The organism is Sporofaciens sp. St.21A7, assembly GCF_059728535.1.
Window position 1 is genome coordinate 908,598 of sequence record NZ_BAAGFN010000001.1, and the last position, 16,427, is coordinate 925,024.

Below are 16,427 nucleotides of genomic sequence, written 5' to 3' on the forward strand. Positions count from 1 at the left end.
CGGCCACACGCCACGGGTATGGCTTCCCTCCCTTCTCTCCTGCATAATGGTGGAAAACCACCTAAGGAGGACATTTTTATGGACAACAATCCAAAAAAACTTTCGGACGCAGCCGCCATGGCACAGTTCCGCCTCGCTCTCATAGCGCCGGTCATCCATGGCCTTTATCCGGATGCGTCCAGGAACGCTTACTACCTGCGTATCACCGAAAAACCGCTCACCCTGCCTGACGGCTCGGTATTCCAGTACAGCCCAAAGACCCTCAGCAAATGGGTGTCCCTCTACCAGAACGGTGGCATCGACGCCCTCATGCCGCAGGAGCGTTCCGATAAGGGCTCCACCCGGGTGCTCCCGGACACGGCCATCGAGGAGATCTACCGCCTCAAGGAAGCCTTCCCACGGCTGAACTCCACCCAGATCCACCGGCACCTCGTTGAAGAAGCCTTCATCCCTGCCACAGTCAGCGTCTGCGCCGTCCAGCGCTTCGTGAAGAAACATGACCTGAAATCAGCACGCAACCCAGGCATGCGGGACAGGAAGGCGTTTGAAGAAGACGCCTTTGGGAAGATGTGGCAGGCAGATACCTGTTACCTGCCTTATATCACGGAGCACGGCCAGCGCAGGAGAGTCTACTGCATCATGATTATTGATGACCATTCCCGGTTTCTGGTGGGCGGCGGCCTCTTCTATAACGATAATGCCTATAACTTCCAGAAGGTGTTCAAGGACGCTGTGGCAGCCCATGGAATCCCGGCGAAGCTCTATGTCGATAATGGCTGCAGTTACTCGAATGAGCAGCTTTCCCTCATCTGCGGCTCCATCGGCACCGTACTTTTACACACAAAAATTCGTGATGGTGCTTCCAAAGCCAAAATAGAACGCCAGTTCAGAACGCTCAAGGAGACTTGGCTCTATACGCTGGATCTGGATTCCATCACCACGCTGGCACAGTTCAACCGGCTGCTTAAAGACTATATGCGCACCTACAATACATCTGTCCATTCCGGCATCGGCACAACGCCCATGGACCGCTACCAGCAGTCACGCTCCTCCATCCGGAGCCCTAAGTCCAGGGAGTGGCTGGAGGAATGTTTCCTGAACCGCATCACCAGGAAGGTGGACCTATGTCAATACTTTGGACAAAAAAAGTTGAAAGCTTATGCTGCTTTTTTTAATTCCTCATCCTCCTTTTGCTGAGGTGTCATATAACCAATAGCACTGTGTATCCGCTTACGGTTATACCAGGTTGGATCTATGTCAATACTTTAGACAAAAAAAGTTGAAAGGTTATGCTGCTGTTTTAAGTTCTTCATCCTCCTTTTGTTGTGGTGTCATATAACCAATAGCACTGTGTATTCTTTTACGGTTATACCAGCCCTCTATGTATTCAAAGATTGCTCTGCGGGCTTCCGTTGAATCCTGATAGTCATGGAGATAGATTTCTTCCTTTTTCAGCACGGAATGGAATGACTCAATACAGGCATTGTCATATGGATTCCCCTTACGGCTGAAAGAATGCAGGATTCCCCTGCTGGCCAAGTAGTTTTCAAATTCCCGACCCGTGTACTGACTCCCAAGGTCGCTGTGCAGGATAATCCCCTCTGTATCCGCGACATTCAGGCACGCATTCTTTACTGCCTGGACTGCCAGTTCCGCCGTCATAGATGTTCCATAGGCATACCCGATGATCTTGCGGCTGCATAGGTCCATAACAGACGCCAGATAAGTCCATCCTTCTTTCTGCACATGGATGTAAGTAATGTCCGTACACCATTTTTGGTTAATGGTCTCCGTTTCAAAATCACGCTGCAAAATATTTACCTTATCATCTGGGACGCTGCCATGATTGGCACGGTGGTTGTACTTCTTTACTACAACAGAGCGCAGCCCCTGCTCTGCCATATGCCTCTGCACCCGCTTGACGCTGCAGGATGTACCGTTATCATTCAGTATGCGGCATATTTTGACAGCTCCATATCTCTGTTTTGAGTCCTCATATGCCTGTTTCACTTTCCGGCCGAATTCTTCATACTCTTTTTGCTTATTTGAAGGCACACGGACCAGAGCCTTGTAATAGGTGCCCCTTGGGAATTTCAAGGCGCTGCAAAGCTGGGACACAGAGTAATCAGCCAGGTTGTTCTGGATAAAAGCCACAATTTCGGCTATTGTTCTTTTGCGAATATGGCGGTCGCTTTTTTTAATATTTCATTCTCGATCTTAAGGCGCTGGTTCTCTTTCTGGAGAGCCTTATACTCCCTGAGGGTAACCGTTTCCTCCCCCGATACTTTGATTGGGGAAAGCTGCTTTACCCACCCGCTGATAGTACTCCGATTTACGCCATATTCACGCTCCAGTTTTGGATACGAGGTTCCTCCGGCATTGTACAGATCCACGATCTGCTGTTTAAATTCCAGAGTGTAAGATTTTTGGTTTTTCGCCATGCCCTTCATCTCCTTTGCTCTTTCACTTGATAGTATAGATTGTTCAACTTTTCCTGTCCACTCTTATATACTAACACCAGTTCATCTTCCTGTTCTGGCCGACAGGCAGGGGAAAAACTAAATTTTTCATATGGGCCATGTGTCTCATGAGGGATCCATGGCCTTTTGCATTTCAGGCGCAAAACAATACCGACAACAACGTGCAGCATTTTTGACAGGATTGTGCATTTGCAGACAGCACTGCGCAGTCAATAGGATAAATGTCGGAAAAATAATTCGCTGTTTGCGTTTCCATCAATTTGCCGTCCGACAGTAAGCACCCACCGCCTTGCAAGCTGAGAGTTCCATTGCTTCTCCACCGCTTCGGCGGCGTTCCATAAGGTATTGCGGTCTGCATATTCCTGTGGGGCATTTGCCGGGAGCAGGATTTCATTGTGGACGATACCACGCTTTTCTGGGTAGTGCTTCACTTGCTGGTCGTATTCACAGAACAGCTTTTCGCCACTCTGGTAAGCAGCGGCGGCAACCGCAGACTGCCGCTGGCTGCGCTGAACAATCGTGATTTCGTTGTGTGGACAGGGCATTTCGTGTCCCTCCTTTCGGTAATTGGTGGATGGGGTGGCGTTTTACCACCTCATTTGGGGCAGAAAAAAAGCAGGAGACCTTTTCAGATTTCCTGCTCGGTGTGCCGCTGTGTGGGCGGCGGGTATTTAGTTGTAAAAGTTCGGGGCAAGTTGACCCGATGTATAAGAAATAATAAACCAGAAGTTTACAAGCTAAATTTGTTACAACAAAAATGTAAATACTCTTTAACCGATATTTCTTTGCTATTCAAAATTCCAATAGCAACAAATATAACTTCTGCAACTGTAAGATAGCAGTCTTTCAAATCAAAAATAAAAAGGGTAGGTATCTGCAAAAAATCTAAACTTCCACCCCAAAACAGCTTATCAATCAAGCTACATAAACATCCCGATATGCCACAAATCATTATTATTTTTACCCAAAAACTTATATGTGCTCTTTTTGCCTGATATAGCATATATCCTGAAAAAAAGAGGAACAAAACAAACACATTCAATAAAATGGTAACAAACGGACTTGATAATAATTCGAAGAAATTTCCAGCATAAGATAAACGAGTATTTAGTTCTGGATTAAATCTTAAAACTTTGGCTATTATATCAAATTCGCATTTCATAAATACTTTTGAAATTACTATTTTAACCGTCTGGTCAATTAAAACCAATAATGCCACAGGTATAATAAACGGCTTAAACTTTTCCATCAGTAACACTTCCTCTCAAATTATTATTTTATTATTTCTTCTTTTTCGATTTAGGGGTAGGCAATTCCTCATACATAGCATTAAACAATCCTGTCAAAAACTCTTTATTATCAACTTCATCTACCAACAACATTTCTTTTGCTCCCTCGTAAGGTAACTCATACGAAACCGTTGGCATATAACTTATTGCTGATTTTACTGGTTTAACAAGTAATCTATCATCATAGATACCGCCTACAATCTTACCACGATAATAAATGACAAATTCGCCCATCATAGCTCGATAGGTAATTTCATTCAAGCCAGATAACTGACCTAAAATAAATTCTAAATATTCTTTGCTGGATGCCATAACTTTACCTCAATTTCTAAATTTATTACTGCTTTCATTATACTTCATTACCTCCTGAAAAGATAGCATATTTTATGAAACTTGTCGGCTGGGAACAGCTTGCATTGCAAGGTGTCCCCAGATGGCAAGTCCACAAAAGGGTAGCTGGCGGCAGCCAGCGCAGGGGAAGCGTAGCGTCCCCTGTTTGATTTGGAGCAGACCTTGACTGCGGAAAATCACAGCCCTCCGGCGAGGAGCCTTCGGAGAACGCAATGCACCAACCTCTGGGTGGTGTATAATTGCGCCCTATCCGAGTTCTTGGATAGGGCGCATTATCCGAGATTTTTAATTATCCGAGGAAATTCTTAAAAACCTTTTGTATGCGGGGGTTCATGCAAAAAATCTCGGATAAAATTTATCCACATGGGCATAGTACAGTTAAAGCTATCAAACAGGAGGTTTTAACTATGGGTTACCATACAAGGGAAACCAACACAGTGCCATGCGGATACCACGAATTGAATCCGGAAATGGAGGCTCTTTTAGCGGAGTACCTTGAAGACGGGAAACGCAAGGGGCTTCAGGAAAGCAGCATCCATCTTCACGATAAGATTGGGCACTACTTTTTATCCGCCCTGGCTGATACAGGCTGCGCAGCGCCGCAGGCAATGAACGCCCAAAATGTAGGAGCCGCGTGTTTAATGGTCAGCAGCAAATGGTACCTTTCACACATCCGGACATTCCTCAGATATGCATATCAGGCCAGACATACCGACAGGGATTACAGCGGCATCGTTCCTCTTTTCAAGAGGCCGCAGCCGTACCCTTCTGTTTATACAATAGAAGAAATCCTGAAAATTGAAAACAGCGTAGACCGGGACTCCCCACATGGAAAGCGTGATTACGCAGTGCTGCTTCTTGCGACACGGCTGGGGATCAGGAGCGGGGACATCTCATCCATGACATTCCGGGAACTGGATTTTGGCAGGAACCTGATTCTGCTTACACAGCACAAAACCGGCGTTGACATTGAACTTCCCATGGTCCCGGATGTAAAGGCCGCCCTGAAACAGTATTTAGAGGAAGAACGGGCCTGCTATGACAGCCCGTATGTATTTCTCCGCATCGTTCCCCCTTACAGCCATATCTCTGTGCAGGCAATCACCAAGATCGTCAGGACTGCCATTATGGCAGCTGGAATTGATCCGGCGGGACGCAAACAGGGCGCACATGCTTTCCGGTCGTCCCTGGCAAGTTCCATGGTCAATGACAACATCCCTTATGAGGCGGTAAGGAAAGCCCTTGGGCATACAGACCAGAACGCCATCCAATCCTATGCCAGTCTGGATGTGGAGCAGCTGCGGAACTACGCCCTCCCGGTCATGGAGGCGACAGGTACATTTGCCGCTTTTCTGGAGGGGAGGTGGAGCCTGTCATGACACAGTTCCAGTCGGTTTTCAAACATGAGCTTGCAGAATATCTGGAAATCAGCCAGGGGACTGTCAGCGATGATACTTTGCGGAGTACACGCAGAACCCTTTTTTCGTTCGATTCACTGCTGGTGGCAGAAAACGCCGACAGGGTTACGGAAACAGCCATCAATCACTGGATCAGGGAACTCCAGCAGATAAACGCGCCCAAAACGGTCAGCGATAAGGTAAGCTATCTCCGCAAATTTTTGCGGTACCTTCAATACAAGGGGTACAGTGTTTTCATGCCCGCCTGCCCCAAAACATCAGACAGCTATGTCCCATATATTTTTTCGGACAGGGAAATCCAAACGCTTCTGTCCTGCGCCGACAGCTGGGCCAACAGGCATACAGACCCGAAAACCCGCCGGACGGACATGGAGTTCTGTATGCTGCTCCGGATGCTCCTTGGGTGCGGGTTCCGCCTGGGAGAACCGCTTGCCGCCAGGGTAAAAGATATAAATTTCCGCAATGGGACCATCCTGATCCGCCATGCCAAGAACAACAAACAGCGTGTTGTTCCAATGGACAGGACATTGACAGAGATGCTGGAAAGATACTGCATTGCTATGGGGATCAAAACAGAACCGGAAAGCTGTCTGTTCCCGGCAGCCAGGGGCCAAGAGTTTTCCGTCAGTAAAGGAACCTTTGATTTTCGGTTTAGGAACCTCTTGCGGGAAACCGGCCTGTATGTACAGGAAAAATCCCATTCCAGAGGGCAGTGCCTTCATTGCTTCCGTCACTATTTTGCCATCCATTCATTTGCGCAGGCAGAGAAAAACGGACGCCCGACAGATGACTCTGTTCCTTTCCTGTCAGTCTATCTTGGGCACCATGACATGGACGAAACGGAGAAATATCTGAAATTCAGTGGTGATATGTTCCCTGAATATACGGAGCTGTTTGAAGATTATGCCGCTGGCGTATTCACGGAGGTGGCGTATGAGGAAAAATAAACTTCCTGAATTCATGCTCCTCCTGGAACAGTTTTTTACGGAATATATGCCGCTCTCGTCAGGGCTTTCCCCTAATACCACGAGATCCTATAAACATGCCTTCCGCCTTTTGTTCCAGTATGTTTATCAGGAAAAGAAGAAAAATGCTGGCGAAATCCTCTTCCGGGATTTGAATTTCGAGACTATTGACGGCTTCCTGAAATGGATCGAAGCAGAACGGGGATGCTCAGTATCCACAAGGAATCTCAGGCTTTCAGCATTGGCCTCTTTTGCCGGTTACGCACAGAACAGGAATTTTGAAGCAGCGACTGTGTTTGCAAATGCGGTGAAAAGAGTGCCTGTAAAAAAAGAGGCCGTCCAGCCGAGGATCACCTTTACGCTTGATGAAGTTTCAATCCTGCTCCGGCTTCCTGATCCCGGGAAACGGATGGGCTTCCGTGACCAGGTCCTTTTGAACCTGATGTATGCCAGCGGAGCCAGGGCACAGGAAATCTGCGATCTCAAAGTCAGGGACTTCCTGGCCGAGAAAAACCTCTATAAGCTTACAATTACTGGAAAGGGAAACAAAACCCGGAGGATCGTGATTGCAAGGCCTAGCGGAACTCTCCTGGAACGATATCTGGAGGAAACGGGAAAGGCCGGTCGGTTGGAGGCCTACATCTTTTCCAGCCAGACCCATCCGCAGATGAGCATTTCCTGTATTGAGGAGATTTATAAAAAATATATCATGCTCGCAAGAACCGGGCATCCGGAAATGTTCCTTGAAAAACGCTACACCCCGCACACCATGAGGCATACGACCGCCACACATATGTTGGAAGCCGGGGTACCAATTATGGCAATCAAAAATTTTCTCGGACATTCCTCGATCTCCACAACAGAACGGTATGCTGAACTTTCACAGGGAACCGTAAACAGGCATATCCGGGATTGGAACGAAAAGTGGTTTTCCCATCAAAAAGAAAATCCTGTTACACAAAAGAAAGAGCATCAGCTCCCTGACTTCCTGAAATAGTTCTTACATTATCCGAGGCAACTTCTCTGAAAGCCTTTTATGCTGGAGGTTTTGAGAGTTTCCTCGGATAATTGATTATCTCGGATAATGCGCCCTATCCAAGAACTCGGATAGGGCGCACTTATACACCTTAACAGGTGTGTGCGCTCTGCCGAGGGCTTCTGCCAGCCTTGCGGCAGGCACAGGGGAGCTACACTCCCCTACGGGCGATGCCCTACCCCTTGTGTACTTTGCGGACAGGCACACTCCAAAAAACGGAGCGCACCTGTCCGCAAAGTCTGGACGAGCCACCCGGAAGGAGGTTGACAGCGTGGCGATTTACCATTGCAGTATAAAGATAATCAGCCGGGGGAAAGGGAAGTCAGCGGTTGCGGCTTCTGCTTATAGGAGCGGTGAAACCCTCACCAATGATTATGACGGAATTACCCATGACTTCACGAGGAAAAGGGGGATTGTCCATACAGAAATCCTTTTGCCATCCCATGCCCCGCCGGATTTTTCAGACCGTTCCGTTTTATGGAACAGCGTGGAGAAAACCGAGAAAGCGAGGAACTCACAGCTTGCAAGGGAGGTAGAGGTTGCACTCCCGGTAGAACTGGACAGGGAACAGCAGATACAGCTTGTAAGGGATTATGTGACAGAGAATTTTGTGTCGGCTGGCATGTGCGCCGATATTGCCATCCATGATAAGGAGGATGGAAACCCACACGCACATATCATGCTTACCATGCGTCCGCTTGCAGAATCCGGCGAGTGGGGAGCAAAATCCCGGAAAGAATATATCTTAGATAAAGACGGCCAGCGTGTGAAGCTGAAAAATGGGACATTCAAAACCCGGAAAATCAACACAGTAGACTGGAATGACAAGGAGAAAGCGGAGGTTTGGAGAAAAGCGTGGGCGGACGTCACGAACCGTTACCTTGCGGAACAGAACCGCCCGGAACGCATTGACCACCGTTCTTATGAACGACAGGGGATTGATAAGATACCGACTGTACATATGGGAGTTGCGGCTACCCAGATGGAGCGGAGGGGCATTGCAACAGACAAGGGTGGGAGGAACAATGAGATACGGAAACAGAACCGCCTGTTGACAGAAGTACGCAGACAGATTTCCCGCCTTACGTTATGGGTTAGGCAGATGGCAGTGCAGGAAAGGGAGAAACCATCTATCAATCCTATCCAATCCAATCAAAATCAATCCCTCACTTTGTTGGATTACTTAAACAAAGCCATGCAGGAGGGCAGCACCCAACAGAGCGGCTATGGGAAAGCCAGAGATTTAAAAGCATATGCCAAGGCTGTCAGTTTCCTGCGAAGGAAAGAGATTACAACGCTTGCACAGTTCCAAGATACTGTATCGGGGATAAAGAAGCGTTACCGGGACACCAATAAGCGCATCAAACAGACGGAGAAGCAGATACATGAGCGGAAAGAACTGGTAGACCAGTCCGAGAAGTACCTCGAATACCGCCCTGTTTACAAGGAGTATAAGCAGACGAAGCCAAGAAAGAAGGAACGCTTTTACAACGAGCATACCGCCGAATTGATACTGTACCAGACCGCAGAACGCTATCTGAAGGAGCATTTAGGCGATAACAACATGCTGAACCTGAAAGGATGGAAAGCGGATATCAAAACCCTTGCTTTAGAAAAGAACCGTCTGTATAGCGAAGTCCAGAGTCTGCAAGATGAAGTATATGAGGCAGAGACAATTAGGAAATGCGTGGAACAGGCCGTACAGACCGAACAAACCAAAACAAAAATAAAGCAGAAAAATATGGAATTGTAATTGAGGTGGATGAGTGATACAATAGATATGAAAACATATGGATAACTTGAGTTTATTGGGGAAGGATTGAGCTTATGAAAGATATTTTTGAAATAATAATCAGCGGTATCACAGAATTTCTGTTTTGGGAAAGGACAGAAGAATATATTCAATCAGATAAAGAAAGAAAGCGTAAATCATTCGTACCGGCATTATGTTTTTGGTGTGCCGTAGCCATTAGTTTTGGATTGATAATTGTCGGTGTTTATGAAATTATAAGAAAGGATATAATCTTGGGGATAAGTTTATTGGTAGCGGCAGGTAGTAGTATATTTTATTTATGGTATAGAATTGATAGTGTAAAAAATAAATCAAAAGATGTGGCAGGAAAATAATCCTGCCATGTAACTTTTAGGATGAGAAAAAATTAAATAATAGTCACCTATACAAAGCAGGGGCGGTAAAACTATTAAATCACGTGGTTTTATCGCCCTTTTTATTTTTTAAAGAAAGGGGAATGTATGACGGAAACTAGACAAGCAAGAGATGAAAAAATGATGGTTAGAGAACCACAGACAATTAAGCGAAAAATCGGCAGGACTATTTATGAAGTTTCGTTACATTTCAGCAAGACCAGTAGTGAAAGTATGAGTGATAAAGTTATGCGGTTACTGGAAAATGACCTGTCAGGAATGAATTTTTGAGGGGATTTGCTCTATGTCCTTGACATATCGTCCGAAAAGGTACAATATTGGTCGAATGCGGGGAAATGTTAAAGCGTGGCACACCGAAAATGAAAGATGGGAAAGCAGTACGGGATAAGGATGGGAAGGTTGTATATGAACCGTATAAGATTAAAGTTTTAAACACTATCAATTTTAAGAAAAGTATGCACTACAATCCGTTCCAGTATATCCGCTCGGAAAAAGATATTTTGAAACTGGTGAATACCATTATCGCAAATACGAAAGGGGAAGGAGAAAAATCTTCAGAGGATTTCTGGACGAAAGCAGAGAGACTTTTGTACTGTGCATTGATTGGTTACATCTATTATGAAGCGCCGGAGGAAGAACAGAACTTCTCTACGTTACTGGAGTTTATCAATGCTTCGGAGACAAAGGAAATTACAGAGTTATATCCATGTTTTTATAATGTTGATCTTTTAAACTATTTCCCATAAATCCTCACTTTCTTGTACAAAAGATGAGCATTATCAGATACGCTATTCTTAGGTTTTCCCCTCAGATGGGAATCCGGAAAGGAGCGCATTTGATATGCAAATAAACTATTTAGATGCTGTTTCATCAGTTCTCAATATGATGAAGCAGCCTGACAGTGCATGTAAAAATATAGACATGCATAGAACCTGTTACACTACATTTTTCAAGTACCTGATGGATAATGACATTCCTTTTTCTATGGATGCCGCACTGGACTGGCTTGAGATTAAGAAACTGGAAATTTCCTACGAGGCGTGTTCCCAATATAGAAATGCCCTGTTCCGCCTTGAGCATTACCTGCTTTTTGGGGATATCAAAAGTCCTTTCTGCCGTTCGGAAGACAGCTTTTTCTGCAGGAGCGGAATGTCGGAATCCTTTTTCCGTCTGACATATGAGCTGGAAGAATACTATGCGGCCAGCCAAAACCCCGGCTATTACCATACGTATTCCGTTGCCATAAAAGAGTTTTTCCGGCTTGCGACGTCCCTTGGAATTACAGAGCCGGAAGCAGTAACCATAGATACTCTTATCGAATACTGGAATACTTACTGCAAATCCTGCAGTTCTTCCGGCAGACGCCAAAACGCCGTATGCGCTATGACGGCGCTTATGAAATACCTTCACCGCCGGGGTGATGTGCCGGAGTGCTATCAGCTGGTTCTTTTTGGTGGGAACGCTGAAATACTGCCGGGTATGAGGCTTCCAAAAACAGGCGTCGCATTTCATCCCAGTGTACCCCTTGAACATAAAGCGGAAGAATATCTTGACGCTCTGAATGATTGGAAATACATGGAGTCATCAAAAGCTGTTTACCGCAATGATTTCACCTGGTATTTTATGTTTTTGGAACTTAACCGTCTGGAACATTCACCAGAAACTGTAACCCTATGGATAGATATGCTTCCGGATTGTCCGGATCAGGCCAAAGCCGGCAATTCCATATCGGCCCGCCGTTCACACACGATCAGAATGTTTGGGAAGTATCTCCAGGGCACAATGGAATCTAACATAACTGCAGGCCAAAAGCGTGCGTCCGACCAACTCCCGTCATGGAGCAAAACCATTCTTGATGGTTTTATAGAGAGCCGCAGGCGGGATGGGATGGCCAATAATACACTTACCATGTGCAGAGCTGCCGGATGCAGTTTTTTCAAATATCTTGAAGACAACGGGATAGATCATCCAATGTCCATAACGCCGGATGTGGTGAAAGCATTCCATAACCAGGATGTCCACTCGACCCCGGAGAGTAAAAATGCATATGGGTCTAAACTCCGCCAGCTTCTGCGGTACATGGCCGGCCAGGATCTGGTTTTGCCGACACTTGTTTTTGCGGTATCCGCAGGCTGCGCTCCCCATCGCAGCATCGTTGATGTCCTGAGCGATGATATGGTTAAGAAAATATATGAATACCGTGAGAAAGCCTCCACCCCCATAGAACTCAGGGACACAGCCATGGTTATGCTCGGACTCCGGATGGGTATCAGGGGCGCAGACATCCTAAAGCTCCAGGTAAATGATTTCGACTGGAAAAATAAAACGGTCTCCTTCATCCAGCAGAAAACAAGAAAAGCAATCACGCTTCCAGTACCGACAGACGTAGGTAATTCAGTATATAAATACATCATGGATGGGCGTCCGGAATCGGCTGCCGCAGGTAACGGATATATATTTATCCGCCATCAGGCGCCATATATCCCGCTTAAAGTTACAACGGCATGCCGCGGGGCTTTAAAAAGAATACTTGCCGAATATGGTTTTGAACTGTCTGCCGGCCAGGGCTTCCATATGACACGGAAGACATTTGCCACAAGAATGCTCCGGGCAGGCAACAGGCTTGATGATATTTCTAATGCCCTTGGGCATGCACGTCAGGAAACTGCTGAGGTATATCTTGAACGTGACGAAGATAAAATGAGGCTCTGCCCTCTGGAATTTGGAGGTGTCTTATCATGACATACATTTTTGAGAGCGGCCTGGCACATCATATCGAAGGGCTTATACAACAAAAACGGGCTGATGGATATGCCTATCATGCCGAAGAAAAGCTGTTAAAACGCTTTGATACTTTTTGCGTACAGAATTATCCGGAACTGACAACAGTTACTTATGAAATGGCAGCCAAATGGTCCGAAGCCAGACCTTGCGAAGGAGATGCCTATCACAACCGCCGTATGTCGGTCGTGAAAGTGCTGGGTGAATATATCCTTTCCCTCGGCCAGGAAGCATACATCCCTAATTTTTTCTGCAAGGCTTACCGTCCGGCCCTTTACATCCCGTCAAAAGATGAGGTTAAGGAGCTGCTGCGGAAAATGGATATCCGCACATCCCATAATTCAGAGCAGCTAAGGCTCGACAGGGAGTGCAAGATTCTTTTTCTCCTGTATTTTTGCTGTGGGCTGCGTCTGTCAGAAGGGCGGCTGCTAAAGTGGGAACATATAGACCTGGAAAAAGGGATCCTTACTATCCTTGGCTCAAAAGGCAGCAAAGACCGCCTTGTATACCTTCCGCAGGACGGCCTTCCAGTACTTAAAAGCTATAAAGAATGCCAGGAAAAGCTTTTCCCCGGAATTGACTGGGCTTTTCCAGGAAAAGACCCGCATAAGCCTGTTTCGTGTTCCGGAGTAGAGTCAAGTTTTAACCGTCATTGGGCTATGCTTCCAGCTGCCGGGACACTTGCTAAACACCCGACGCCCCACTGTTTACGCCACGCTTTTGTAGTGGAGAGGTTTAATGAGTGGATGCACCAGGGAATTGATACAAACACTATGCTCCCATATTTAAGCAGATACCTTGGACATAAAAGCCCTGATGAAACGTATTATTACTATCATCTTGTAGAAAAGGCATTTGATACTATCCGGGAGAAAGATACAGTGTCGGGAAAGGTTATTCCGGAGGTGGTTCCCTATGAAGAATAAACCAGAAAAGATACGGTCTGGCCAGCTGTTCTTTTCCCAGACATGGAACTTTCTAAATGTCTATTTGGTAAAGCAGGCCGGACGCAGTCAGGCTACAGCAGAATCCTATAGGGATTCCCTTACAATATTTAAAAACTATCTTGTAGGTGAATTAGGTAAGTCCATAAGCACCTTTCAGTTTTCCGACTGTACCAAAGAATGTATTTATAACTTTAGAGAGTATCTGCTTGCAAATGGCAGCCAGCCATCAACTGTAAATGTAAGAGTCGCGGCTATCCGCGCCTATCTGAACTATGCCTCGGATATGGACATATCCATCCAGTCGGTTGCTCTGGCAGTCAGCCAGATATCACCCTGCAAAACCATAAAAAAGGAAAAGCCTGTTCTGTCCGAGGATGCACTTGCCGCAATACTGTCCGCACCGCCGGATACGAAGTTTGGTGTACGGGACCGTGCTATTTTGATTCTCCTCTACGATACAGCTGTAAGAGTCAGTGAGCTGCTCAACATCCGCTTATGTGATGTTGCAATGGAATCAAAATATCCCAATATTTTCATAACAGGCAAAGGCAACAAAGAGAGAACCATACAATTGACAGCTAAGGCGGCTGGACACCTTAAGGAGTATATGCGTGTATATCACAACAATTCTTCTAAAGAAGCCTACTTATTTTCCACAACGATAAAAGGTGTGGCAGACAGGATGTCCGTTGGAAATGTCCAGAGGATTATAAAAAAATATGCAGCCCTGGTAAGCGAGGCAGGGATCAGCATTCCAGATTCAGTCCATTGCCACATGTTCCGGCGGACCAGGGCCACAAATCTTTACCAGGATGGGATCGCCATTGAACTTGTCTCTATAGTGTTAGGACATGCCAGGACTGATACAACCAAAAACTACTATGCAAAGCAGTCTGTTGAACAGCTTCGGGGAGCAATGGAATCTGTTCCAACACCTATACCTGATGAAGCGGCAATGTGGGAGGGCAGTGAAGATGAAATGGCAAGGATTTGTGGATTGCGCTAACGAATAATGCTCATCTTTTAGTAGTAAAGTGCCTTATTTCTCAGCATTCTTTAAAATGATTAACATTTTGGAATGCTGAGTATAACGCTTCCACCTCTTTGGTGTTTCTATCCTTTACCGGGGCAAGGATATCCCCTTTATTAACTTCCTTATTGTGCAGCATGGAATGGGCTGTTTCATGCACCATTGTCTTTAAGGTCTGGCTCTCGCTCATGCCCTCCTGCACCGCAATCCGGTTTTCTGTCGGGCTGAAATATCCCTTTGAATCGCCGGGAATGTCCTCAAAACCGATTGGCGCAGGTGCAACATAAGTGATTGCCTTGATAAAATCCTCATAGCCCTCCACCGTGGATAAAAGCTCCTTTGCTTCCAGTTCCGGGATTGGCTCCCCGTCCGTCTGTGATACATCAAACACGGACACAGCACGAAAGGCGGGTATTTTTATCTCTACTTCCTCCCTCTGCGGCATACCGTCCTGATCCAGCATCACTTCCCCGGTCACAGGATCTAATTTATCCCGTTCCTCCTTGATTTTATAAGGGGCAGGGGCAAGGATACGGATTCCCTTTTCCCCCTTGTTTACGTGGCGGTTAAAATTCTTCTGCCATGCCTTGTAGCCATATCCTTGTTTCACAGTTATCCTCCTTAATCGTTGTTTTTTCTGTAAATCCGGGCATTACCGTATGGTTTGCTCGGATAACTTTTGGTTACGGTATAATCCTATGTATGACCTTTGCTAAGGCCAAATTCATTACATAGGAGGTTCAAAATGAACGAAAAAAGCAGTTATTGGTACCAGCTAAAGGATGACTTCATAGATTTTTTACGGGAAAAAGGTTATGGTAAATCATCCTTTACGCATTACAGGGGGCAGCTCGATTTCTTGATACGTTATGCCAATGCATTGGGGTACATGGAATACACACCTGAAATCGGGCAGGAATTCTTGAAGTCTGAAGCACGGCTGAAGGAATGGGATTCCAAAACACTTGGCTTCAAATCTACAGTAATCCGCCGCCTTGATGAATACATAAACGGAAGGAGTTATACTTTTGCCCGGCTCAGGATTTTATACCAATGCCCTGAATGCTTTGAATGTGAACTGGAGGCTTTTCTCCAGACTCTCCGGGATGACGGTTATAAAGAAATCACGGTGCGCCAATACCATTCACAGCTTGTAAAAATGCTCCGTTGCTTTTCGGAAAACGGGATTGCTTCATGGGGAGAAGTTAATGCGTCCTGTGTACAGCAGGCTTTTGAAAAATCAGCAAACCGAGCAGTCTTTGCCACATATGCAAGAAGATTCTTTTCTTATCTTGTGGAACAGGGAACCGTAGCCGCCAATTATTCAGGCATCCTCCCCAGGGTACGTTATCCACAAAGAGTTCCTTCTGTTTATACATATGAGGAAGTAGAAAGGCTCCTGTCATGTGTGGATCGTAGTACTCCTATGGGAAAGCGGGATTACGCAATCCTTCTGCTGGCTGTCCGGCTGGGCATGAGGGCTTCCGATATCCGCCTTCTCTGCTTCCCGGATATTGATTTCAAAAACAGGAAGATTTCCTACATCCAATTCAAAACCGATGTCCCACAGACACTTTCATTACTTCCTGAGATTGAGGATGCATTGCGGGACTATATTGAAAATGGCCGTCCGAAGACAGATGAGCCATACATTTTCCTTACTTACAGGAAAACGCAGCTGTCTCGGTCTGTAGTCTCAGTAGTAGCTGACAAATATTTCAAGCTGGCTGGGATAGCTCCGAAAGGCCGCCATCACGGCTCGCACTCACTGCGCATGACTTTCGCAAGTGAACTGGTTGCCGAGGATGTTCCTTTAGAAGCTGTAAGCCGGCTTTTGGGACATGAAGATAACGCAGCGATATCCCATTATGTAGCGCTTTCAACGGAGAGCCTGCGCTCCTGCGCGCTTCCAGTGCCGGAAGCAGGCGGAAAATTTGCAGATTACCTTAAGGAGGATTGAGTTC

General features: G+C 46.2%; 15 protein-coding genes and 3 pseudogenes. 12 read left to right on the forward strand and 6 right to left on the reverse strand.

Annotated features, from left to right (window positions below):
• Nucleotides 1-78 precede the first annotated feature (78 nt).
• A pseudogene (locus AC6I3O_RS04350) lies at nucleotides 79-1,122 on the forward strand (DDE-type integrase/transposase/recombinase); the annotation flags it as partial.
• A 165-nt stretch (nucleotides 1,123-1,287) separates the two neighbouring features.
• On the opposite strand, the gene AC6I3O_RS04355 reads toward AC6I3O_RS04350, so the two are convergent.
• From AC6I3O_RS04355 to AC6I3O_RS04375, 5 genes and pseudogenes are all read right to left on the reverse strand, one after another.
• Nucleotides 1,288-2,154 (reverse strand): IS3 family transposase, encoded by an 867-nt coding sequence (locus AC6I3O_RS04355; protein ID WP_497849287.1) that lies wholly within the window; start codon nucleotides 2,152-2,154, stop codon nucleotides 1,288-1,290.
• 8 nt (nucleotides 2,155-2,162) lie between these two features.
• The gene (locus AC6I3O_RS04360) at nucleotides 2,163-2,441 is read right to left on the reverse strand and encodes a transposase (RefSeq protein ID WP_497849288.1); all 279 of its coding nucleotides are present in this window, start codon (nucleotides 2,439-2,441) and stop codon (nucleotides 2,163-2,165) included.
• 296 nt (nucleotides 2,442-2,737) lie between these two features.
• Nucleotides 2,738-3,025: pseudogene (locus AC6I3O_RS04365) on the reverse strand (MobA/MobL family protein); the annotation flags it as partial.
• Between the two features lie 185 nt (nucleotides 3,026-3,210).
• A complete protein-coding gene (locus tag AC6I3O_RS04370; RefSeq protein ID WP_016218015.1) occupies nucleotides 3,211-3,729 on the reverse strand; it encodes a signal peptidase II in 519 nt (172 codons plus the stop codon).
• Between the two features lie 31 nt (nucleotides 3,730-3,760).
• A complete protein-coding gene (locus AC6I3O_RS04375; RefSeq protein ID WP_016289930.1) occupies nucleotides 3,761-4,081 on the reverse strand; it encodes a TfoX/Sxy family protein in 321 nt (106 codons plus the stop codon).
• Between the two features lie 446 nt (nucleotides 4,082-4,527).
• On the opposite strand from AC6I3O_RS04375, the gene AC6I3O_RS04380 reads away from it, so the two are divergent.
• The 10 genes and pseudogenes from AC6I3O_RS04380 to AC6I3O_RS04425 all read left to right on the forward strand — a co-directional run bounded on the left by AC6I3O_RS04380 (nucleotide 4,528) and on the right by AC6I3O_RS04425 (nucleotide 14,439).
• A complete protein-coding gene (locus AC6I3O_RS04380) occupies nucleotides 4,528-5,499 on the forward strand; it encodes a tyrosine-type recombinase/integrase (protein ID WP_289695973.1) in 972 nt (323 codons plus the stop codon).
• Nucleotides 5,496-6,485, forward strand: a complete 990-nt coding sequence (locus tag AC6I3O_RS04385; RefSeq protein WP_016220306.1) for a tyrosine-type recombinase/integrase — start codon at nucleotides 5,496-5,498, stop codon at nucleotides 6,483-6,485. Before AC6I3O_RS04380 ends, AC6I3O_RS04385 begins: the two co-directional genes overlap by 4 nt.
• Nucleotides 6,472-7,500 (forward strand): tyrosine-type recombinase/integrase, encoded by a 1,029-nt coding sequence (locus tag AC6I3O_RS04390; RefSeq protein WP_016220305.1) that lies wholly within the window; start codon nucleotides 6,472-6,474, stop codon nucleotides 7,498-7,500. The genes AC6I3O_RS04385 and AC6I3O_RS04390 overlap by 14 nt, the downstream gene beginning before the upstream one ends.
• Nucleotides 7,501-7,810: 310 nt before the next feature.
• Nucleotides 7,811-9,292 carry a MobQ family relaxase gene (gene mobQ / locus AC6I3O_RS04395; RefSeq protein ID WP_016220930.1) on the forward strand — a complete coding sequence of 494 codons (1,482 nt, stop codon included), beginning with the start codon at nucleotides 7,811-7,813 and terminating at the stop codon, nucleotides 9,290-9,292.
• A gap of 74 nt (nucleotides 9,293-9,366) precedes the next feature.
• Nucleotides 9,367-9,666 (forward strand): hypothetical protein, encoded by a 300-nt coding sequence (locus AC6I3O_RS04400; RefSeq protein WP_016220929.1) that lies wholly within the window; start codon nucleotides 9,367-9,369, stop codon nucleotides 9,664-9,666.
• Between the two features lie 159 nt (nucleotides 9,667-9,825).
• Nucleotides 9,826-9,975 carry a transposon-encoded TnpW family protein gene (locus AC6I3O_RS04405; RefSeq protein ID WP_016220928.1) on the forward strand — a complete coding sequence of 50 codons (150 nt, stop codon included), beginning with the start codon at nucleotides 9,826-9,828 and terminating at the stop codon, nucleotides 9,973-9,975.
• A gap of 35 nt (nucleotides 9,976-10,010) precedes the next feature.
• A pseudogene (locus tag AC6I3O_RS04410) lies at nucleotides 10,011-10,403 on the forward strand (type IV secretory system conjugative DNA transfer family protein); the annotation flags it as partial.
• 142 nt (nucleotides 10,404-10,545) lie between these two features.
• Nucleotides 10,546-12,447 carry a tyrosine-type recombinase/integrase gene (locus AC6I3O_RS04415; RefSeq protein ID WP_288974652.1) on the forward strand — a complete coding sequence of 634 codons (1,902 nt, stop codon included), beginning with the start codon at nucleotides 10,546-10,548 and terminating at the stop codon, nucleotides 12,445-12,447.
• The gene (locus tag AC6I3O_RS04420) at nucleotides 12,444-13,412 is read left to right on the forward strand and encodes a tyrosine-type recombinase/integrase (protein WP_497849883.1); all 969 of its coding nucleotides are present in this window, start codon (nucleotides 12,444-12,446) and stop codon (nucleotides 13,410-13,412) included. Before AC6I3O_RS04415 ends, AC6I3O_RS04420 begins: the two co-directional genes overlap by 4 nt.
• A complete protein-coding gene (locus AC6I3O_RS04425; protein WP_497849884.1) occupies nucleotides 13,402-14,439 on the forward strand; it encodes a tyrosine-type recombinase/integrase in 1,038 nt (345 codons plus the stop codon). Before AC6I3O_RS04420 ends, AC6I3O_RS04425 begins: the two co-directional genes overlap by 11 nt.
• A gap of 40 nt (nucleotides 14,440-14,479) precedes the next feature.
• Here AC6I3O_RS04425 and AC6I3O_RS04430 read toward each other — a convergent pair whose 3' ends face one another.
• Nucleotides 14,480-15,073 carry a hypothetical protein gene (locus AC6I3O_RS04430; RefSeq protein WP_497849885.1) on the reverse strand — a complete coding sequence of 198 codons (594 nt, stop codon included), beginning with the start codon at nucleotides 15,071-15,073 and terminating at the stop codon, nucleotides 14,480-14,482.
• A gap of 135 nt (nucleotides 15,074-15,208) precedes the next feature.
• On the opposite strand from AC6I3O_RS04430, the gene AC6I3O_RS04435 reads away from it, so the two are divergent.
• Nucleotides 15,209-16,423 carry a tyrosine-type recombinase/integrase gene (locus AC6I3O_RS04435; RefSeq protein ID WP_497849886.1) on the forward strand — a complete coding sequence of 405 codons (1,215 nt, stop codon included), beginning with the start codon at nucleotides 15,209-15,211 and terminating at the stop codon, nucleotides 16,421-16,423.
• The last annotated feature ends 4 nt before the right edge of the window (nucleotides 16,424-16,427 follow it).